This window comes from Sulfurimonas hydrogeniphila (assembly GCF_009068765.1).
Taxonomy (GTDB): Bacteria; Campylobacterota; Campylobacteria; order Campylobacterales; family Sulfurimonadaceae; genus Sulfurimonas; species Sulfurimonas hydrogeniphila.
On the sequence record NZ_CP035534.1, the window covers coordinates 1,665,136 to 1,683,789 of the forward strand.

At 37.8% G+C, this 18,654-nt stretch carries 24 protein-coding genes and 2 tRNA genes; 13 read left to right on the forward strand and 13 right to left on the reverse strand.

From position 1 onward, the window contains the following. The first annotated feature begins 10 nt into the window (after nucleotides 1-10). From ETP70_RS08720 to ETP70_RS08750, 7 genes are all read left to right on the forward strand, one after another. The gene (locus ETP70_RS08720) at nucleotides 11-1,150 is read left to right on the forward strand and encodes a sigma-54-dependent transcriptional regulator (protein WP_151900821.1); all 1,140 of its coding nucleotides are present in this window, start codon (nucleotides 11-13) and stop codon (nucleotides 1,148-1,150) included. Nucleotides 1,151-1,166: 16 nt separating this feature from the next. Next, nucleotides 1,167-2,198, forward strand: a complete 1,032-nt coding sequence (locus tag ETP70_RS08725) for an aspartate-semialdehyde dehydrogenase (RefSeq protein ID WP_151900822.1) — start codon at nucleotides 1,167-1,169, stop codon at nucleotides 2,196-2,198. Continuing rightward, on the forward strand, nucleotides 2,199-2,717 hold the full coding sequence (locus ETP70_RS08730) for a YqhA family protein (RefSeq protein ID WP_188109972.1): 519 nt from the start codon (nucleotides 2,199-2,201) through the stop codon (nucleotides 2,715-2,717). 9 nt (nucleotides 2,718-2,726) lie between these two features. Next, on the forward strand, nucleotides 2,727-3,767 hold the full coding sequence (gene hemE, locus ETP70_RS08735; protein WP_151900823.1) for a uroporphyrinogen decarboxylase: 1,041 nt from the start codon (nucleotides 2,727-2,729) through the stop codon (nucleotides 3,765-3,767). Beyond that, complete coding sequence (locus tag ETP70_RS08740; RefSeq protein WP_230973250.1) at nucleotides 3,751-4,707, forward strand: radical SAM protein; 957 nt, start codon at nucleotides 3,751-3,753, stop codon at nucleotides 4,705-4,707. Before hemE ends, ETP70_RS08740 begins: the two co-directional genes overlap by 17 nt. Beyond that, entirely contained in the window at nucleotides 4,708-6,348 is a 1,641-nt protein-coding gene (locus ETP70_RS08745) for a Na/Pi cotransporter family protein (protein WP_151900824.1), read from the forward strand. A gap of 332 nt (nucleotides 6,349-6,680) precedes the next feature. Continuing rightward, nucleotides 6,681-6,971 (forward strand): hypothetical protein, encoded by a 291-nt coding sequence (locus tag ETP70_RS08750; protein WP_151900825.1) that lies wholly within the window; start codon nucleotides 6,681-6,683, stop codon nucleotides 6,969-6,971. Between the two features lie 7 nt (nucleotides 6,972-6,978). On the opposite strand, the gene ETP70_RS08755 is transcribed toward ETP70_RS08750, so the two are convergent. From ETP70_RS08755 to ETP70_RS08775, 5 genes are all read right to left on the reverse strand, one after another. Continuing rightward, a complete protein-coding gene (locus tag ETP70_RS08755) occupies nucleotides 6,979-7,524 on the reverse strand; it encodes a type II secretion system protein (protein ID WP_151900826.1) in 546 nt (181 codons plus the stop codon). Nucleotides 7,525-7,590: 66 nt separating this feature from the next. Beyond that, nucleotides 7,591-7,926, reverse strand: coding sequence for a hypothetical protein (locus tag ETP70_RS08760; protein ID WP_151900827.1), 336 nt, complete (start codon nucleotides 7,924-7,926; stop codon nucleotides 7,591-7,593). Nucleotides 7,927-8,022: 96 nt separating this feature from the next. Continuing rightward, the gene (locus ETP70_RS08765; RefSeq protein WP_151900828.1) at nucleotides 8,023-8,508 is read right to left on the reverse strand and encodes a SixA phosphatase family protein; all 486 of its coding nucleotides are present in this window, start codon (nucleotides 8,506-8,508) and stop codon (nucleotides 8,023-8,025) included. A gap of 134 nt (nucleotides 8,509-8,642) precedes the next feature. After that, a tRNA-Asn gene (locus ETP70_RS08770) sits at nucleotides 8,643-8,717 on the reverse strand. A gap of 22 nt (nucleotides 8,718-8,739) precedes the next feature. Beyond that, a tRNA-Met gene (locus tag ETP70_RS08775) sits at nucleotides 8,740-8,815 on the reverse strand. 214 nt (nucleotides 8,816-9,029) lie between these two features. Here ETP70_RS08775 and groES point away from each other — a divergent pair. The 5 genes from groES to ETP70_RS08800 are packed head-to-tail and all read left to right on the forward strand — an operon-like array spanning nucleotide 9,030 to nucleotide 12,568. After that, nucleotides 9,030-9,290, forward strand: a complete 261-nt coding sequence (gene groES, locus ETP70_RS08780; RefSeq protein WP_151900829.1) for a co-chaperone GroES — start codon at nucleotides 9,030-9,032, stop codon at nucleotides 9,288-9,290. 35 nt (nucleotides 9,291-9,325) lie between these two features. Next, nucleotides 9,326-10,969, forward strand: a complete 1,644-nt coding sequence (groL, locus tag ETP70_RS08785; RefSeq protein ID WP_151900830.1) for a chaperonin GroEL — start codon at nucleotides 9,326-9,328, stop codon at nucleotides 10,967-10,969. Nucleotides 10,970-10,975: 6 nt separating this feature from the next. After that, nucleotides 10,976-11,830: a patatin-like phospholipase family protein gene (locus ETP70_RS08790; protein ID WP_151900831.1), complete on the forward strand. Its 855-nt coding sequence runs from the start codon at nucleotides 10,976-10,978 to the stop codon at nucleotides 11,828-11,830. A 48-nt stretch (nucleotides 11,831-11,878) separates the two neighbouring features. Further along, the gene (locus tag ETP70_RS08795) at nucleotides 11,879-12,328 is read left to right on the forward strand and encodes a hypothetical protein (RefSeq protein ID WP_151900832.1); all 450 of its coding nucleotides are present in this window, start codon (nucleotides 11,879-11,881) and stop codon (nucleotides 12,326-12,328) included. Continuing rightward, complete coding sequence (locus ETP70_RS08800; protein ID WP_151900833.1) at nucleotides 12,329-12,568, forward strand: hypothetical protein; 240 nt, start codon at nucleotides 12,329-12,331, stop codon at nucleotides 12,566-12,568. 21 nt (nucleotides 12,569-12,589) lie between these two features. On the opposite strand, the gene exbD is transcribed toward ETP70_RS08800, so the two are convergent. The 8 genes from exbD to ETP70_RS08840 form a co-directional block, all read right to left on the reverse strand. Then, entirely contained in the window at nucleotides 12,590-12,979 is a 390-nt protein-coding gene (gene exbD / locus ETP70_RS08805; protein WP_151900834.1) for a TonB system transport protein ExbD, read from the reverse strand. Next, complete coding sequence (gene exbB / locus ETP70_RS08810) at nucleotides 12,969-13,415, reverse strand: TonB-system energizer ExbB (RefSeq protein WP_188109973.1); 447 nt, start codon at nucleotides 13,413-13,415, stop codon at nucleotides 12,969-12,971. Before exbB ends, exbD begins: the two co-directional genes overlap by 11 nt. Further along, nucleotides 13,406-14,137, reverse strand: coding sequence for a sensor histidine kinase (locus ETP70_RS08815; protein ID WP_230973251.1), 732 nt, complete (start codon nucleotides 14,135-14,137; stop codon nucleotides 13,406-13,408). Before ETP70_RS08815 ends, exbB begins: the two co-directional genes overlap by 10 nt. A 100-nt stretch (nucleotides 14,138-14,237) precedes the next feature. Beyond that, complete coding sequence (locus ETP70_RS08820) at nucleotides 14,238-14,897, reverse strand: response regulator transcription factor (RefSeq protein WP_151900836.1); 660 nt, start codon at nucleotides 14,895-14,897, stop codon at nucleotides 14,238-14,240. Next, nucleotides 14,887-15,894, reverse strand: a complete 1,008-nt coding sequence (gene pyrC / locus ETP70_RS08825) for a dihydroorotase (protein ID WP_151900837.1) — start codon at nucleotides 15,892-15,894, stop codon at nucleotides 14,887-14,889. The genes ETP70_RS08820 and pyrC overlap by 11 nt, the downstream gene beginning before the upstream one ends. Nucleotides 15,895-15,942: 48 nt before the next feature. Then, on the reverse strand, nucleotides 15,943-16,284 hold the full coding sequence (locus ETP70_RS08830) for a hypothetical protein (RefSeq protein ID WP_151900838.1): 342 nt from the start codon (nucleotides 16,282-16,284) through the stop codon (nucleotides 15,943-15,945). 71 nt (nucleotides 16,285-16,355) lie between these two features. Then, nucleotides 16,356-17,714: a phosphomannomutase/phosphoglucomutase gene (locus ETP70_RS08835; RefSeq protein WP_151900839.1), complete on the reverse strand. Its 1,359-nt coding sequence runs from the start codon at nucleotides 17,712-17,714 to the stop codon at nucleotides 16,356-16,358. Nucleotides 17,715-17,781: 67 nt separating this feature from the next. Then, entirely contained in the window at nucleotides 17,782-18,105 is a 324-nt protein-coding gene (locus tag ETP70_RS08840; protein WP_151900840.1) for a hypothetical protein, read from the reverse strand. Between the two features lie 286 nt (nucleotides 18,106-18,391). Here ETP70_RS08840 and ETP70_RS08845 point away from each other — a divergent pair, with 286 nt between their 5' ends. Next, the gene (locus ETP70_RS08845; RefSeq protein ID WP_151900841.1) at nucleotides 18,392-18,610 is read left to right on the forward strand and encodes a cold-shock protein; all 219 of its coding nucleotides are present in this window, start codon (nucleotides 18,392-18,394) and stop codon (nucleotides 18,608-18,610) included. The last annotated feature ends 44 nt before the right edge of the window (nucleotides 18,611-18,654 follow it).

The following is an 18,654-nucleotide window of genomic DNA, read 5'->3' on the forward strand; positions in this document are numbered from 1 at the left end:
AGGACTTTTTGTGAAAATAGCCATAGTCGAAGATGATATCAATATGCGTAAATCTCTTGAAATTGCTATGGGCGATTACAAAGAGTTTAGAGTAAAAACATTTAAAAATGCCAAAGATGCACTTAAAGTCCTTGATGACAGTTTTGATCTGGTCATTACCGATATCAATATGCCCGGAATGGACGGCATAGAATTTGTCAAAGAACTGGGCGGCAGATACGAAGTTATTATCATGACAGGGAATGCAACACTGAGTCGGGCTATTGAATCTATCCATCTTGGTGTCAAAGATTTTTTGCTCAAACCTTTTGATGTAGACACGCTTGTCGATGCGATTAAACGCGAGGCAGTTGTCCAAAAAGTAAAAAAATCGGCGCAAAAAAGCAAAAAAACGACGAATGATTTTTTGGGCTCGTCTGAAGCACTTACAAAAGTTTTAGGCATTGCCCAAAAGGCTTCCAAAACAGATGCAAGTATTTTGCTTTTGGGAGAAAGCGGTGTCGGCAAAGAAGTTTTTGCTTCTTATATACACAAAAACTCTCCAAGAGCAAAAAAACCCTTTATTGCTATCAATATGGCGGCAATTCCTGAGAACTTGATAGAGAGTGAGCTTTTTGGCTTTGAAAAGGGGGCATTTACCGATGCGACCGAAGCTAAAGCGGGACAGTTTGAACTGGCAAACGGAGGAACACTCTTTTTGGATGAGATAGGGGAAATGCCCTATGGTGTTCAGGCAAAGCTGCTTCGGGCCATACAGGAAAAAGAGGTGCGCAGACTTGGCTCTGCAAAAGCCATTAAAATAGACATACGCGTCGTTTCGGCAACAAACGCAAATTTAAACGAGAAGATAAAAAAAGGAGAATTCAGAGAGGACCTGTATTACAGACTCAATACAATTCCTCTCCATATTCCACCTTTGAGAGAAAGAAAAGACGAAATATTGGAAATTGCACAAAAGATGATTGCACACAACTGTCAAAAGTATGGTTTTGATACAAAAAGGCTCTCTGCTGAGGCAGAAAGTGAGCTTTTATCATATACCTGGCCCGGAAATATTCGAGAGTTGCTTTCAGTAGTGGAGCGTTCTGTCATACTCAGTGAAACCAGTGAAATTCAAAAAGACGAACTTTTTTTAAATAACAGAAAATAGAACAGGAGAAAATTGAATGAAAAAATATAATGTAGCTGTTGTCGGTGCAAACGGTGCTGTCGGTGAAGAGATTTTAAGAGTATTGGAAGAGATTGATTTTCCTCTTAAAAAACTGGTACCGCTTGCAAGTGCAAGAAGCGTCGGCAAGCAGGTAGAGTTTAACAAGGAAAGCTTTGATATTATAGAACTGACACATGATGTCTTTGAAAAAGAAGGGGTGGATATTGCCCTCTTTAGTGCCGGAGGCAGTGTCAGCGCAGAATTTGCCCCTTCCGCAGTTGCAGCAGGTGCCGTTGTTATAGACAACACCTCTCACTTCAGAATGGATCCTAATGTTCCTCTTGTTGTCCCTGAGGTCAATCCTCAGGATATTGCGCAATGGAAAGAAACAGGAATCATAGCCAACCCAAACTGTTCCACTATCCAAATGGTACAGGCACTCAAACCTCTTGACGAAGCATATGATTTGGTTCGTGTTGATGTTGATACATACCAGGCAACCAGCGGTGCAGGAAAATCTGCCATGGAGGAACTTGTCAGTCAAATGCAGGCATTTTTTGCTTTTCAACTCGATGAAGCAGAGCACAAGGCATTCAACCATCAGATTGCACTCAATGTCATCCCTCAAATTGATGTATTTACAGACAACGGTTACACGAAAGAAGAGATGAAAATGGTGAACGAGACAACAAAAATCATGCACAAAGAAATTGCTCTGAGCGCTACCTGTGTTCGTGTACCTACTCTTCGCGGTCATGCAGAATCAATCACTATGACTTTTGATTCTAAAATAGATGCAAACGAAGCAAGAGAAATACTGAAAAAAGCACCCAACATAGTGGTTTTGGACAATCCTGATGAAGCACTCTATCCTATGCCTGCTGCATGCATAGACAAAAATGAAACATTTGTCGGGCGTATCAGAAATGACCTCTTTTCAAACAATATGCTGCATATGTTTGTCGTTGCAGACAATTTAAGAGTAGGCGCTGCTACAAATGCAGTAAGAATTGCCCAAAAATGGATAGAGATGGAAGAAGGATCGTAAATGATTGAAAAAATCTTTGAAAGCGGACTCTGGAGTTCGCGCTTTATGGTTTTAATGGCCGTAATTTTCGGTCTGATCGGAGCTGTAGCGCTTTTTATTGTTGCAAGTTTTAACATATATGATACAGCTAAACTTGTTATCAACACCTATGTCAACCATCATCACCCGGAGCACTTTCATGAACTGGTTGTCGGTGGAATTATAGGTGCCGTGGATTTATATCTTATCGGCGTTGTTATGCTGTTGTTTTCTTTCGGATTGTATGAATTGTTTATCTCGGATATTGATGCGGCGAGAGAAGATACTACGAGAGAAAACAAAATTTTGTCTATTCACTCGCTTGATCAGCTCAAAGACAAAATATCCAAAGTAATTGTGATGGTTTTGGTTGTAGGCTTCTTTAAAAAAGTGGGACTTGCAAGCTACCAGACACCGTTAGAATTACTCTATTTGGCTTTATCTATTACTGCCGTTGCTGTCGGTTTGTATTTTTTAAGTAAAGTCGGACACAATCACTAAGGAAAAAAAATGGGAATAAAAAATAAAATATTTGTAGATGCATGTTTTGGGAAAGAGACACCATACACTCCTGTATGGATGATGAGACAGGCGGGGCGTTATCTGCCGGAGTATATGGCAGTACGTGCCAAAGCAGGAGATTTTTTAAATCTTTGTCACAATCCGGAAATGGCCTGTGAAGTCACTCTTCAGCCTGTAGATATAGTTGGTGTTGATGCGGCTATACTCTTTAGCGATATCCTTGTAATTCCTGATGAAATGGGTATGGATTTGTCATTTGTCAAAGGAGAAGGCCCGAAATTTTCTGACCCGATTAAAAACGAAGAAGATATAGACAGACTCACAGGCGGGGAAGAAGCTGCGAGCAAACTTACCTATGTGTATGACACCATCAAACTCATTAAAACAAAGCTTGCCCAAGACAAAGCACTTATTGGTTTTACAGGTTCACCGTGGACACTTGCAACATATATGATAGAAGGACAGGGAACAAAAACATACAATGTGTGCAAAAAAATGATGTATTCAAACCCTGAACTTCTGCACAAAATTCTTGCAAAAGTGACTGAGGTCGTAAAACTTTACATGCAAAAACAGATAGAAGCAGGCATAGATGTTGTACAGATTTTTGACTCATGGGCTGCTGCGATTGAGCCAAACAAATATGATGAGTTTTCCTGGAAATATATGGTAGAAATTGCCGAATATCTAAAAGAAAAATATCCCCATATTCCTGTAATTATGTTTCCCAAAGGCATTCCGGCATTTTTAGATAAAATATACGGCAATTTCGATGTTTTCGGTGTTGACTGGTCCACACCTATGGAACTGGCCAAAGAAAAACTCGGTGACAAATATGTTCTTCAGGGCAATATGGAACCATGCCGTCTGTACTCAAAAGAGGCAACGACTGAGGCGGTAGAAGAGATTCAAAAAACTATGCAGGGAAAACGCCATATATTCAACCTGGGTCACGGAATCCTTCCGGATGTTCCTGTTGAAAATGCAAAGCACTTCATACAAGAGTGCCACCGTGTCAGCAAAAAATAATATTATCTTCGGACCTGTCAACTCACGCCGTTTCGGTATGAGTTTGGGTGTGGATCTTTCACCATCAGCAAAACAGTGCAATTTTGACTGTCTTTACTGCGAACTGGCACCAAGCGCGACAGTGAAAGAACAGACACTTATCGTTTCAGTTGATGAAATTATTACTGAACTACGTAAACACCTTCATGATAAAATAGATGTCATAACACTGACTGCCAATGGAGAACCTACACTCTACCCTCACCTTGACAGACTTATTGATGCTATAAATGAGATAAAAGAAGATACTCAAACATTGATACTGACAAACAGTGCTACGCTTGTTAATGAAAAAGTTTTCAACTCCCTTTTAAAACTTGACCAGGTAAAACTTTCTCTTGATGCTGTAAGCCATGAAATATTTAAAAAGATAGACAGACCCCATCCTTCTATCAAGATAGAAAATGTTGTCCAAAAAGTTATAGATTTTTCTCAAGAATATCGAGGAAAACTTTTTATAGAGATTCTCTTTGTACATGGCTTGAATGATACAAAAGAGGAGATACAAAAACTAAATGAAGTTTTGCATAAAATAAAATGTCAGAGAGTAGATATCGGTACGATAGACAGACCTCCGGCCTACCCTGTGACAGGAATAAGCTACAAAGAGCTGCATACCATAGCCCTTATGTTTGATGCCGATTTACCCATCCATATAGCTTCACGGCTCCATGCAGAGCCAAACAACTCCTATTATACAAAAGAAGATGTACTCAATACTTTAGACAAGCGTCCTTTGACTCCGGAGGATATTGCTCTGCTTTTTGATGAAAAAAGCAGAGAGAACCTGAACAATTTGCTTACATGTAATGCTGTCATGGTTAAAAAGGTCGGAAATTTAGAATTTTATGTTCCCGCCGACAATCTGAAAAGAAAGCGTCAACCTGGCAACGGACACTAGATGGAGCATTATAAGATTTGGATTGAAGCCTTTTCCGGTTTGGGACTTTTCCTCTTCGGAATGCTTTACCTTGAAGAACAAATCAAATCTTCCGCAGGGTATGCTTTTAAGCGATTTGTCCAAAATGCAACAAAAACACATTTTAAAAGCCTGCTTACAGGAATCTTTTCCACAGCTGTATTTCAAAGCTCTTCCGTAGTGACACTTATGGCTCTTTCTCTTGTCGGAGCCCAGCTGATGAGTTTGCAAAGCAGTATAGCCATTATACTCGGAAGCAATATAGGAACAACTGTCACCGCATGGATTGTTGCTGTTATCGGCTTTAACATGGATATAAAACTGCTCTCCTATGCTGTTATAGGAATAGGAGGCATGGGACAGGTCTTAAGTTCTGACACATCCAAATGGAAAAACTATTTTGGTGTTTTGGTTGGTTTTGGTCTTATATTTTTAGGGCTTGAGGGGATGAAAGAGAGTTTTAGTGACAGTGCCCAAAACTTTGATATGACCGCATATCAGTTTTCGACACCCTACTGGTATGCTTTAATAGGACTCGCTTTAACCGCTGTCATACAATCAAGTTCAGCTTCCATAGCCATTGCACAAAGTGCGCTTTACACACATGTAATCGGTTTTGAAGCTGCAGCTGCTTTTGTAATTGGAACAAATATAGGAACAACCGTAACAGCTTTACTTGGCAGTATTGGCGGTATTGCGGATAAAAAAAGAGTGGCACTGGCCCATTTGCTTTTCAATGTCTCAACCGGAGTTATCAGTTTACTCTTTTTATATCAATTGATTAGTTTGGTAAATTTTGCATTTCCGCATACAGACGGCGTTATAAAAATTGCAATTTTTCATACCTTGTTTAACATACTGGGCGTTCTTATCTGGTATCCTTTTATATCATTTTTAACGGCATTTACACAAAAATACTTTCACCAGGCACAGGACAAAGTTACAAAATTTATATGTAATGTATCTACAGAAGTTCCACAAATTGCTATAGAAGCACTCAAAAAAGAGATAGAGCATCTTTTGAAAAAAGTTCAGGAGTTTGCCCTGCTTGCCATCAATGTGCCTCCGTCAAAAGTTCTTGACGAGCATATGGCGATAGATAAAATTTTAGATAAATACACCCACAGTTTTAATGTAGAATTTGAAAAAGTATATGAAAAAATACGTCTTTTGGAAGGTGAAATATACCGTTATGCCTCTGAACTTTCTGCTGTCAATAATGATGAAGAGTACAATGATAAGCTAAACAGACTCATAAAAGAAGTCAATTATCTTGCCACTGCCGCTAAAGTCATAAAAGATATGCTGTATGATTTGGATTATTTTTATAATGCACATACAAAGGAAGAACAGCAGTTTTACAAAAACATACGCTATCAAATACTCAAAAATATTCAGGCTTTTAACAAAGCCATCCAGGGAGATGAAGATTCCATGAAAGAGATGGATGAAATTTACAAAAGAATTGCGGATGCTTACAGAAAAAGCACTCTCATAATAAAAGATATTGCAAGAAACCATAGTATCAAATCTGATGTGACGACTATGGCAATCAATGACATGCACTCAGTAAAGAGTTTTTCAAAGTCTATGTACAATATACTGAAATTAAACGAATTCTAAAATTTAAAAAACCAATCTAATTTTATTTCTTCAAATAAAAGCATACTTATAGATTCCTTTTTTTATATATACTGCGTGCAGGGGCATACTGACTGACTTTAGATCCTCTTTTTATATGAATGATTATCATAATTATTTAAATTCTTATAATATAATAAAATCTGATATATAATTATTTATAATCTCCGGTTTATTTTACTGTAGTTAAATAATTAAATATTATTTAAGAAAAGATTTTCAGTCTTATTTGATAAGATTTTATACAAGCCATTTGAATCAGAAAGAATAACTTTTTATGATTATTATGTGCTCTTGACAATTAAGGAGAAGAGATGCCTAAATCAGCATTATCAATAGCTACAATTCAGTTGCCGAATTCAAGGTATGGAGAGATAAGTGTTGCTCATATTGAACAACCGTATGGTGACTTCAGCAGTCCCGTCGTTAGTATAGGAATTTCACTTGAAGGGGATGACGACCATGACTGGAAAGTACATTTGCCTTATGAAAAACTCGATGAAGTTATCAAAGCACTTGAAGAAGCCCGTGATATGAGTGATACTATGCCCCGAAATGACAAACATTATCTTGACCTGCATGCCGAAATTGGTGGTGGAGCGTAAGTACGCTTCACGGTTCAATACTCGCATATCCTGTTTCCGGTCTGATAGTTATAGTAACATTTTCATCACTGCCGTTTGCAAGTGTAAGATTACAATCAACGGTTAAAAGTGCACCATTATTACCCGTTGCAGTATATGCAGCCGTTGTTGCGGCAAGACTTCCGACAAGCGGTCTGCCTAAATGATCGAAACTGATTATAGACTGATTGGCACAGCCGCCAGAAGTTGTAACTGAAGTTACCCCTTTTAAAACTACACTACTTATATCAGTGTCAGTTTGCGGATCTTTTGCAAATCTTGTGTTATTATCACTCACTATGGAAAACCTGTTGCCATTCAAAACAATTTGCCACCGGTCTTTGTACCAAGTATTACTTTGGGTAAACTTGTCATCTATGATTGCCAAATGCTGTGTATATCTGATTTGTGAAAGTAAATGAACAGCTGCTTCGGCAACCGGGTTTGTCTTTACTCTGGGGAGAATAACAGCAGCCAATATCCCAATCACAACTATTACAAATACCAGTTCCAGTAATGTAAATGCTTTTTTCATTAATACTCTCTCTCTTTTAGTCTGCCTGTAGATTCTATTTTTTTTATTATATCAAAATAGTTGTGTTTAAGCACAACCACATCCACTGCCGCAGCTGCCGCCATTGGACTTCTGTGTTGATTCAAGAGACCAGTCATCGGTAGATTCACAGCCAACATCACAACTCACACCTGTGCTGCAACCAGAAACCGCGGTAGCATTCAAAGCCACTCTTATTACAAACATATCGCCTTCGGCCAGCTGTGCATCAAAAGTGTGTTTCCCGCAGAACTCTTCATTCATAAGTTCAGCTACTATATTTGCATACTTATATGCTTCTTGCTGTGTTTGAAATGTAACATTGTTTTCGTATTCACTTTTTTTAAAACACTCACACTCTTCTTCCATTTGTACCGTATACATAAAATATTCCTTTGAACTATTAATTATCTCAGTATAGTATTTATTAGCAAAATAAGCATACTTTATAAAAAGTAATTTTTCTTTATAAAAGTTTTTTTATTTTTTCGGATAATCAATAAATAGCAACTTGGCATTGTCACTATCTATATCTTTCCATTGTTTACATGTAAAAGCAATACTGACAATGCCGCAGGTTGGCAAATTTTCTGTATAACCGGCATAATGCTCTGCTAATTCATTCAGCCCCGGATTATGTCCTACCAAAAACACGGTATTGTATTTGTCGTCAATATCCATAAGTATATCTTCCAACGTACTCACGTCAGCTTCATAAATATTTTGGTCATAAACAATTTTCTTTTTATTATAGTGAACCTTCTTTGCAATACTCTCTGCCGTCATCTTCGCTCGTTTTGCAGGACTCGACAAAATAAGATCAGGCATACTCTTTTTTTTGCGAAGTCTTTCGCCCATCATTGGAGCATCATGCCTGCCTCTTTTGTTTAAAGGCCTGTAAAAATCATCCAAATCCATATTTTTCCAACTCGATTTAGCATGTCTTATTATATAAAGTGTTTTCATAATTATGATCCTTTGTTCTGTGTTATGCTAGCAGAAATTGATAAAAAACAGGCAAATACCGATGAGTCTTGAAAAAAATACTGTGAGTAAATAAATTTGTTGGAAACTTTGTATATAAGGGGTTATAATTGATGTGGCTCCGGATACTGGATTCGAACCAGTGACCAAGTGATTAACAGTCACCTACTCTACCGCTGAGCTAATCCGGAATGTGTAAAATTATCTTAAAAATGGTGTCAGAGGGGGGACTTGAACCCCGACCCCCGGCTTATGAGACCAGTGCTCTAACCAGCTGAGCTACCCTGACATCGTTTAAGAGGGTGGAATTATACATATATTAAACTTTATTTTTACTAAAACAGGCTTTTAATTGAGTAATTTGGACACATACAGCAACTTTTCAAAAAACTTTATATGTAAGAATAAGATAAGCTTAGTCAATATGACTAAAGGTATTGACATTTTTACTTTTTTCTTGTAATATTCTTCTCATAAATTAATCATATTTGTAAGGAGATATAATGAATTTTACACCTTTAGGAAAAAGAGTATTGGTTAAACGTGTTGAAGAGGCTAATACTACGAGTTCAGGTATTATTATTCCTGATAATGCAAAAGAGAAGCCTTCTCGCGGGGAAATTGTAGCAGTAAGTTCAGAGGTGAGTGAGCTAAAAAAAGGTGATGAAGTTATTTTTGGTAAATACTCCGGAAATGAGGTTACACTTGATGGTGATTTATATATAGTAATAGATGTTGATGATATTTTCGGAATCATTGGTTAAGTAAAAAAAATTAAAAAATATAAGGAGTTTAACAAATGGCAAAAGAGATAATATTTTCAGATAACGCAAGAAACAAACTGGCACGCGGAGTTGAAAAACTCACAGATGCGGTAAAAGTGACAATGGGACCTCGCGGTCGTAATGTTTTGATACAAAAAAGCTATGGTGCGCCTAGTATCACAAAAGACGGTGTATCTGTTGCCCGTGAAATTGAGCTACAGGACAACCTGGAAAACATGGGAGCACAACTTGTAAAAGAAGTTGCTTCAAACACTGCGGATGAAGCCGGAGACGGAACAACAACGGCAACAGTGCTTGCAAATGCGATTTTCAGCGAAGGGCTTAGAAACATCACTGCAGGTGCAAACCCTGTTGAAGTAAAACGCGGAATGGACAAAGCATGTGATTCAATTTTGGAGCACCTAAAAGCCGCATCGAAATCTATTAAAGACAAAAATGAAATTGCACAGGTTGCAACTATTTCTGCAAACTCCGATGCAAAAATAGGAAACATGATAGCAGAAGCTATGGAAAAAGTCGGTCAGGACGGTGTAATTACTGTTGAAGAGGCAAAAGGTATCGTAGATGAGCTTGATGTTGTTGAAGGTATGCAGTTTGACCGTGGATATTTAAGCCCGTATTTCATTACAAATACTGAAAAAATGACAGCAGAAATCGAGAATCCTTATATCTTACTGGTTGACAGTAAAATTGCATCACTCAAAGATCTGCTGCCGGTTTTAGAACAGGTACAAAAGACAAACCGTCCTTTACTTATTATCGCTGAAGATGTAGAGGGTGAAGCACTTTCAACTCTTGTTGTGAACAAACTTCGCGGTGTACTCAACATTTCCGCTGTAAAAGCACCAGGCTTTGGAGACAGAAGAAAAGCAATGCTGCAAGATATTGCAACATTGACAGGCGGTACTGTAATTTCTGAAGAAACCGGTTATACTTTGGAGGGTGCAGAAATTTCTATGCTTGGCCAGGCATCACGTGTTGTCATAGACAAAGACAATACAGTCATCGTTGACGGTGCAGGAAGTGAAGAAGCTGTCAAAGCCCGTATATCTGAAATAAAAACACAGATTGAAGCAACTTCCAGCGAGTATGATAAAGAAAAACTGCAAGAACGTCTTGCAAAACTCAGCGGTGGTGTAGCCGTCATCAAAGTCGGTGCTGCAACTGAGACTGAAATGAAAGAGAAAAAAGACCGTGTTGATGATGCGCTTTCGGCTACAAAAGCAGCTGTTGAAGAAGGTATAGTCATCGGTGGTGGAGCGGCACTGGTTCATGCTGCTGCAAAAGTAAATATTGATAACCTTGAAGGCGATCAAAAAATCGGTGCTGAGATTATATTACGTGCCGTGAAAGCTCCTATAAAACAGATTGCACAAAATGCAGGATTTGACACAGGTGTTGTTGTCAATGCAATTCAAAATGCAGAAAATGAAAATATTGGTTTCAATGCGGCAACAGGTGAATATGTAGATATGTTTGAAGCGGGTATTATCGATCCGTTTAAAGTTGAACGTGTTGCGCTTACAAATGCGACTTCCGTTTCAAGCCTGCTCCTCACTACAGAAGCGGCAATTTTTGAAATTCCAAAAGAAGAAGCTCCTGCAGCAGATATGGGAGGAGGAATGCCTCCGCAAATGGGAATGCCGGGAATGATGTAAGAAGCAGTGAGTAAAAAAACTGTCTCCTTGGTTCTTGGAAGCGGTGGTGCCCGTGGTCTAGCCCACATTGGCATCATCAGATACCTCGAAGAAAACGATTACGAAATAAAATCTGTTTCAGGATGTTCTATCGGTGCACTCGTCGGTGGATTTTATGCAGCCGGAGTGCTGCATATTTATGAAGAGTGGCTCAAGCAGATAGATACTCTTGAAATGCTAAAACTGCTTGACTTTAAAGGTTCAGGCGGTCTTGTATCAGGACAGAAACTGATGCAAAAGCTTGAAAACCTTGTCGGCGACTGCCTCATCGAATCTTTAGATATAAAATTTACAGCTGTCTGTACAGATATAGAAGCTGAGAAAGAAGTATGGATTAACAGTGGTTCTTTATTAAGTGCCATTAGAGCATCCATCTCTCTGCCTCTTTTTTTCACTCCTTTTATCACATCATCAGGAAAAAAACTTGTTGACGGCGGGGTACTCAATCCGGTACCTATTGCGCCGACATTTCATGATGATACAGACCTTACTATTTCGGTAAACCTGGGTGCTGAAGCTGCTCCTGATATGCCAATAAAAAAACGTAAAAAAACTGACACTCCAATACGGCAAAAACTGCAACACTATCTGAAGACTCTCTCATTACCCGATACATTTGTCAAAGAAGACAATATGTACAGCATTGCAAACAAATCTTTTGAAACACTCCAGGGAGCACTCGCCCGTATGAAACTTGCAGCTTATCCTTCTGATATAGAAATAGATATACCCAGAAACCTGTGCAACACTTTTGACTTCGACAAAGCAGAAGAATTGATTGCCTATGGTTACAATTTATGCAAAAAAAGAGCTGATTTATAATTTATTGTCTTATAATGACTACACTTATACATAACGAAAGGAAAACAGATGAGTAATAAAATTTTCATAATAACAGTCTTTATAGGAAATATTGCATTTGGTGGTGTTTTACCAAAAATAGATCTGCAGGGAACCATTCACACAAAAAGCACAAACAGTTTTAGAGCAAAAGTCAGCAAAAAACTTTTTGAACATGGTCTTGACAAAAAAATCGCAAAAGCCAACGTTGACAATGTACTTCTTCATGATGATGCTCTTAATGAGTTGATGACACAAAACATTCTCAAAAACATCCCTTTGCTCAAAGATGAAAATATATTAAACTTTATCACACACTCTGCCTTACGAAAAAAAACAGTCGATTTGAGTTCCTATGCCACACTGGTTTCTTTGGTGCAAAAACACGCAGCCGCTTTCATAGATAAAGACTTAATCTCACAAATAGAACAGACAAGCATTGAAAATGAAAAATTAAAATCGATGAAGGTTTTTGTTTAGATGAAGATTGAAAACCCGTTTGAGTCTGGGCATATAAAAAACTATATTTTACTTTATGCAAGTGTTGTCATAATAATGATTTTATTTTTCTTCGCTTCAACACTCTTTCAAGAAGATGCAAAAAAAATAGAAAAAAAGAGTTTTAATACAAAAGCACCTGAATTAAAAAAGCCACAGGCTGCAAACAAAAAAACATCTGTAAAAGAAAAAAAGTTTAAACTGCTGCAGACAAATTACTAAAGGGCACCTCTGAATGTAAAACTACTCTTTCGTAACTATATACAACTGTTCGTGTCCCAGTTTCTTTAAAATATCCATCACATTTACAAAGTCCTGAAACTTGGACTCTTTGTCACTTCGAAGCACTACCGTCTGGTCTTTGGAAACAGCAGAAAGTTTTTGTTGTAACTCTTTAAGGTTTACTTTCTCTTTGTCAAAAAATATCTCACTTTTTGCATTCACATAAACCGTCACCTCTTTTTTCGTATCTTCTTTTTCTGTTGCTTTTGCTTCTGGCAAATTCACGGGAATAACGCCCTGCTTTATAAAAGTAGCTGTTGTCAGCACCATGACAAGCAGAACAAGCATAATATCTATAAAAGGAATGACATTGATCTGGTCAAACTTTTTAAACTGTTTTTTACACTTCATGGGCCACATCAAACTTTGTTAAAATTCTTTCAACTTTACGAAGAAGAATTGTATAGGCTACAATAGCCGGCATAGCCACAACAAGTCCCATCGCCGTAGCTTTGAGTGCAAGAGCGAGTCCTATCATGATTTTTTTTGCATCTACTGCACCCAAATCACCCAAAGTATAAAAAGTGATCATAATACCGATGACTGTTCCAAGCAGACCCACATAGGGTGCATTTGTTCCTATTGCACTGATGACATTGATATTGTCCGTTAAGTCAAGTTCTAAATTGTCTCTGTGTTTATAATCTTCTATACGTACACTCTTGTAAAACATCATTCTCTCAATAAAAAGCCACAAAGTGACAATACTCATAAGAATCAAGGTTCCCATAACACCATAATCAAGGGCCTGTTCTGCATATGTCATTATATCATTTGTTATTTGCATTCATATTCCTGTTTAAATTTTAATTCTACTGTTGTTCCAATATTTTTTGATGACTGCAACAGTAATTCTATATTGTTTCTTTCGCAAAATCTTTTGACAAGATTTAATCCTATGCCAAAACCCTGCATATTTTTATTTGACTGGTAATAGTTGTCAAAAATACGAACAAGTTCAACCTCATCCATCCCTATTCCGTAATCTTTTATTTTTATACTGTTGTTTTTTACCTCAATATCTATATTTCTTGAAGTGCCTGAGTATTTTACCCCATTATCAATAATATTGTCAATTACTTTTCCCAAACCTTTTTGATCGCTCAATACAGGCATTTTTTCCAACACAAGATTAAATTTCATTTGAGGATATATTTTTTTTACAAAGCCAACTCTCTGTTTGACTAACTCATCAACAAAAAACTCCTCTTTTATCTTTTGATTTGTCTGCATCTTAATCAGATAATCCAATTCATTATAACGCTCTTTAAGCATCATACAGGCTGTATTTATACGTCCAATGCGTTTGAGTATTTTCTCATCATGGCAATTTTTACCTAAAAGCTGTGTCGTTGTTGTAATGGTGCTGATAGGCAGATTAAGCTCATGGAGGGTCTCTTTTGAAAGGTTTTGCAACTCTTGAACATACTCAGCCAAGGGATCAACTGCAAGTTTGGATATAAATACTCCTGAAAGTATAACAATACAAAGAACAATAAAAGCAAACATATAAAGATTCTCTACATGTAATACGTTAAGAAAGTAGTATCCGAGCAGTAAAAAACCTGCTACAGTAAAAAAGTAATAAATAAAGATAATTATTCGAAGATTACGAAACAAGTTTGTATCCGATGCCGCGAATATTTTCTATGCACATAGTAGGCAGTAATTGTTTGAGTCTGTTTATATAGACGCGTATAGCGCCATCACTTCCTCCTCCGTCAGCCGTTGTCCACAACTCTTCATATATCAGCTCTTTTGGTACAGGAGAGTTGACATGATTCATCAGCAATGCTAAAAGTTCATACTCTTTTTTTGAAAGTTCCAAAACCGTTTTATTATAATAAATACATTTATGCAGCTTGTCATGACACAGTTCACCTATACATTCCGCTTCTTTTATCTTGGTTCTTTTTATAAGCGCCTGTATGCGAAATAAAAGTTCTGCATTGTCAAAAGGTTTTGTTAAAAAGTCATCACAACCGCTTACAAAACCACGATGAAGCATCTCTTTTTCTTTATGCGAAGTTAGAAAAATGGCAGGTGTTTCATCCTGGGCAGAGCGTAAATCACCGAGCAGAGAAATACCGTCTATAAGAGGCACATTGATATCCAAAAGATAAATATCAAACTTTGTATCATAGGTGGCATCAAGAGCATCCTGCCCGTTTGGATAATGAAGCACTTCATACCCCTCTTCCTCGAGTAAGTCCACCAGGGTCTCCCCAAAAAGAAGGTCATCTTCAAGCAGCAGTATTTTAATCGACACTCTCTATAGCCCATCCTATCGTTTCACCCGCATACATAGGCACAACTCCTGCATAGTTCTGGGGAACTACAAAGGGTCTTTTTTCAAGCGTCACTTCTTTAAACTCAGGACAGATTCCGTAAATATTTTGTGCATTGTCACTGACAAATGCCTGTAAATTATCCAACTTGTCAAACTGATCAAATATTTCTGTCAGAAGCTGTAGTGAAATCGGTGCGGTAAAAATACCCGCCGCACAGCCACAGGACTCTTTTTTATGCTGAGGATGCGGCGCAGAATCTGATCCGAACATTACTTTTGGATGCGCTTCAAGCGCTACACTTAAAAGTGCATCCAAATCTTCCGGTCTTTTGGCAATCGGTTTGCAAAAAAGGTGCGGCCGCATCAATCCGCCGATGACATCATCCAGCGTTAACAGCAGGTGATGTACAGTAATCGTCGCATACAAATTCGGATATTTGTCCAGCATGGCAACTGCTTCTTTGGTTGTAATATGCTCCATTATAATTTTCAAATCAGGAAAATTCTGTGCCAAAAGCTCATAAATACTCATAAACTCCGCTTCTCTGTCCATCACAAAACCATCCGTCTCACCGTGCACGCATAAAGGAATACCCAAACTGCTCATCGTCTCCAAAGTAGTACGCATCTCTTCTATATCAAAAGAGCTGACACCGCCCTCTGAATTTGTAGTAATTCCCGCAGGATAGAGTTTAATCGCTGTTATTTCATCTACTATGCTTTCTAAAAAAGCTTTATCATAATTTTTATAAAACAGTGTCATGTAGGGTTCAAAATAATCATTTGGCACAGCCGCCATAATCCGCTCTCTGTACGCCAAAAGATCTTCTCTTGTCTCAACAGGAGGCACAAGATTGGGCATCACTATGGCCCCGCTGTAACTGTATGCCGTCAAGGGCGCTACATTTTCAAGCATTACACCGTCACGAAGGTGCAGGTGCATATCCAGAGGCATCAAAAGTGTATGAGTTTTCATAAAAATTTCCTTAAGTTTATCAATGAAAACATTATAACAAATTCGTTGTTAAATGCCCCATAAATATATATCGGCAAACCAAAGAAGCATGCCTATAGGTGCCAAAAACCTATATAAATGACTGAGCTTTACAAAAGGTTTTCCTTCTATAAAAACACCTACCTGGACAGCAGAAACCATGAGTGAAGCGAGAATAAGAAAAAGATAAGCAGCAAGTAAAACTGTGTACCATGTTTTATGGGTAAAACCATACACAAGCAAAGCCACGATAGCAATAAAAACAAGAGTGTTTTGAATATTCATATTGAGATTGGATTTTTCTTCTTTTTTGTAAACGCGGGCAATTTTAAAGTAAAGAAAAGCAAGAAAAAGCATTGTATAGTAAAGCATTGGCAAAACTCCGTATTTTTTACAGGAATTCTACCTAATTAAGATTAACTAATCTTTATTATACATATAAATTATAAACTTTCTTTTGCCTGGGCTATTAAATCATTGATTGCATTTTCATAGCGTTTGGCTTCCTCTTTGTCTGTTGATTCAAATCGCGTCACTAAAACCGGTGTTGTGTTACTCGCCCGTACAAGCCCCCAGCCTTTTTCAAAGTTGATGCGTACACCGTCCACGTCTATCATATCTTTTATAACAGGAAAATCGGCAGGCGGATTTTTAAGCAGTTCTTTTACTTTTTCTATGATTTTAAATTTCTGTGCTTCTGTTGTTTCTACTTTAATTTCTTCGGTAGAATAGACTTGCGGGAGTTTGGCAAGTTCTGCATCTAAATCTATCCCCTCATGTACCAGTTCCAACATTCTGAGTGTTGCATAAATCGCATCATCATAGCCGAAATAACGGTTTTTAAAAAAAACATGCCCGCTCACCTCACATGCCAAATCAGCATTGATTTCTTTCATTTTTACTTTGAGATTTGAATGTCCTGTTTTATACATCACAGCCTTGGCACCACGACGCTCCAACTCATCATACATCACCTGTGAGCATTTCACTTCTCCTACAACGGTCGGCTTGTCCATCTTCATGGCATATAAAAGTGCCATCATATCGCCTTTGATGTTGTTCTTATGCGTAAGCACCGCTATACGGTCTGCATCCCCGTCATACGCAAAAGCAATATCCCCCTCTTTTTCAAGCAGGGCTTTGACATCTTTGAGATTTTCCTCTACCGAAGGATCAGGATGATGGTTTGGAAAAGTTCCGTCAGGCTCTACATATATTCCCTTTACATGTAATGCGAGTTTTTCAAAGATTTCAGGCAGCACAACACCTGCTACACCATTGCCGCAATCATAAACAATCTTTGTTTGCAACCCTTTAAGGTGTTGAAATTCATTGACCATAAAATCTATATAACGCTCTTTCGCCTTGATTTTACTCACATCTCTTGGTACTTTTGGCGGCATTTGCATCGTCTCGCACTCACGCCCAAGCGCATAAATATCTTCCCCAAAAAAAGGCGCTTTGTCTACCGTAATCTTAAAACCGTTGTATTCACTCGGATTATGCGAACCTGTTATCATAACAGAAGCCGAAGGCACAATGCCATCCCACTCCTGATAATTTGTAAAGTAGTTTACCGGTGTCGGCACAAGCCCCATGTCAAGCACTTTTTTCCCGCCTGCATTGAGCCCTGCCACCAGATACTCAAAAAGAATCGGCGAGTGGTTTCTGGCATCATAACCCACTGCCACATATTCGCCCTCTATTTTAGATGCAAGCCCATAGCCTATTTTTGTGACACTCTCTTTATTTAGCTCTTTTTTGTATATTCCTCGTATGTCGTACTCTCTGTAGATGCTCATATATAAACCTTGTAAAATAATTAGGTTAATTTTACACAAATCTTAATTAAATATTGCTTTTTTTTGTTTAAATCTTTAGATCAAGTTGTTTGTAACCCGTTTTTTCAAACATCTCCTTCAGCATTTTTTCACCACCCTCTTTTGACAACGCAGCTATTGATTTTTTACCGTCATAGCCCACACTTTGCAAAAAGCTTTGAAAATCCTGAAAATTGGAAATCAGTTTATTTATTGTCTCATCTGTACCGTTGGTCTGCTTGTTTGCTTCGTTTACATGTAAAGCAATTTGTTTCATATTTTGCGCTATCTCTTTTTTAATTGCTTTGACATCATCAGCAGAGAGTTTTTTTGTGTATAAATTTTTAATTGCACTGTTTGAAGATATGTCCATAAATATTGCCTTCTCAATGATTTTTTTCGGAATCGGTACTTTAGTGCCGACTGGTTGTTATAGAACTTTATGTATTACTATCGGTTTTATGCACAAAATCTTAACTTCTACAAAGAATTTATTTAAATTTACATATTTTCTTGGTTATTTAAAAAAAAACTGATATACTGTTGCCAAGTGAAAGATGAGGCGTGAATTCATCTTTAGTGTGTTTTTTGATCTATGTGTTAAAACCTCCTAAAGACTCTCCCAATTTTTTGACAAAATAAATATACAAGGCTAGACAATGGCAGAATTACAAGACGGTAAAGTTAAATGGTTTAACGACGAAAAAGGTTATGGTTTCATAGAGCAAGACAATGGTGGAAAAGATGTATTCGTACATTTCCGTCAAGTGAACAACAACGGTGGTGGACGTGTTTCACTTGAAGAAGGTCAAAGAGTAACTTTCGAAGTTGGTGAAGGTCAAAAAGGCCCACAGGCTGAGAACGTAACTCCTCTTTAGTAGTTAACCTCACACCCCTTTTATGCAGGCTTTTATGCCTGTAT

Coding starts and splice junctions, on each gene's coding strand:
- ETP70_RS08725 (WP_151900822.1), top strand. CDS start 1,167: ATGAAAAAATATAATGTAGCTGTTGTCGGTGCAAACGGTGCTGTCGGT.
- ETP70_RS08730 (WP_188109972.1), top strand. CDS start 2,199: ATGATTGAAAAAATCTTTGAAAGCGGACTCTGGAGTTCGCGCTTTATG.
- hemE (WP_151900823.1), top strand. CDS start 2,727: ATGGGAATAAAAAATAAAATATTTGTAGATGCATGTTTTGGGAAAGAG.
- ETP70_RS08745 (WP_151900824.1), top strand. CDS start 4,708: ATGGAGCATTATAAGATTTGGATTGAAGCCTTTTCCGGTTTGGGACTT.
- ETP70_RS08750 (WP_151900825.1), top strand. CDS start 6,681: ATGCCTAAATCAGCATTATCAATAGCTACAATTCAGTTGCCGAATTCA.
- ETP70_RS08755 (WP_151900826.1), bottom strand. CDS start 7,524: ATGAAAAAAGCATTTACATTACTGGAACTGGTATTTGTAATAGTTGTG.
- ETP70_RS08760 (WP_151900827.1), bottom strand. CDS start 7,926: ATGTATACGGTACAAATGGAAGAAGAGTGTGAGTGTTTTAAAAAAAGT.
- ETP70_RS08765 (WP_151900828.1), bottom strand. CDS start 8,508: ATGAAAACACTTTATATAATAAGACATGCTAAATCGAGTTGGAAAAAT.
- groES (WP_151900829.1), top strand. CDS start 9,030: ATGAATTTTACACCTTTAGGAAAAAGAGTATTGGTTAAACGTGTTGAA.
- groL (WP_151900830.1), top strand. CDS start 9,326: ATGGCAAAAGAGATAATATTTTCAGATAACGCAAGAAACAAACTGGCA.
- ETP70_RS08795 (WP_151900832.1), top strand. CDS start 11,879: ATGAGTAATAAAATTTTCATAATAACAGTCTTTATAGGAAATATTGCA.
- ETP70_RS08800 (WP_151900833.1), top strand. CDS start 12,329: ATGAAGATTGAAAACCCGTTTGAGTCTGGGCATATAAAAAACTATATT.
- exbD (WP_151900834.1), bottom strand. CDS start 12,979: ATGAAGTGTAAAAAACAGTTTAAAAAGTTTGACCAGATCAATGTCATT.
- exbB (WP_188109973.1), bottom strand. CDS start 13,415: ATGCAAATAACAAATGATATAATGACATATGCAGAACAGGCCCTTGAT.
- ETP70_RS08815 (WP_230973251.1), bottom strand. CDS start 14,137: ATGTTTGCTTTTATTGTTCTTTGTATTGTTATACTTTCAGGAGTATTT.
- pyrC (WP_151900837.1), bottom strand. CDS start 15,894: ATGAAAACTCATACACTTTTGATGCCTCTGGATATGCACCTGCACCTT.
- ETP70_RS08830 (WP_151900838.1), bottom strand. CDS start 16,284: ATGCTTTACTATACAATGCTTTTTCTTGCTTTTCTTTACTTTAAAATT.
- ETP70_RS08835 (WP_151900839.1), bottom strand. CDS start 17,714: ATGAGCATCTACAGAGAGTACGACATACGAGGAATATACAAAAAAGAG.
- ETP70_RS08840 (WP_151900840.1), bottom strand. CDS start 18,105: ATGGACATATCTTCAAACAGTGCAATTAAAAATTTATACACAAAAAAA.
- ETP70_RS08845 (WP_151900841.1), top strand. CDS start 18,392: ATGGCAGAATTACAAGACGGTAAAGTTAAATGGTTTAACGACGAAAAA.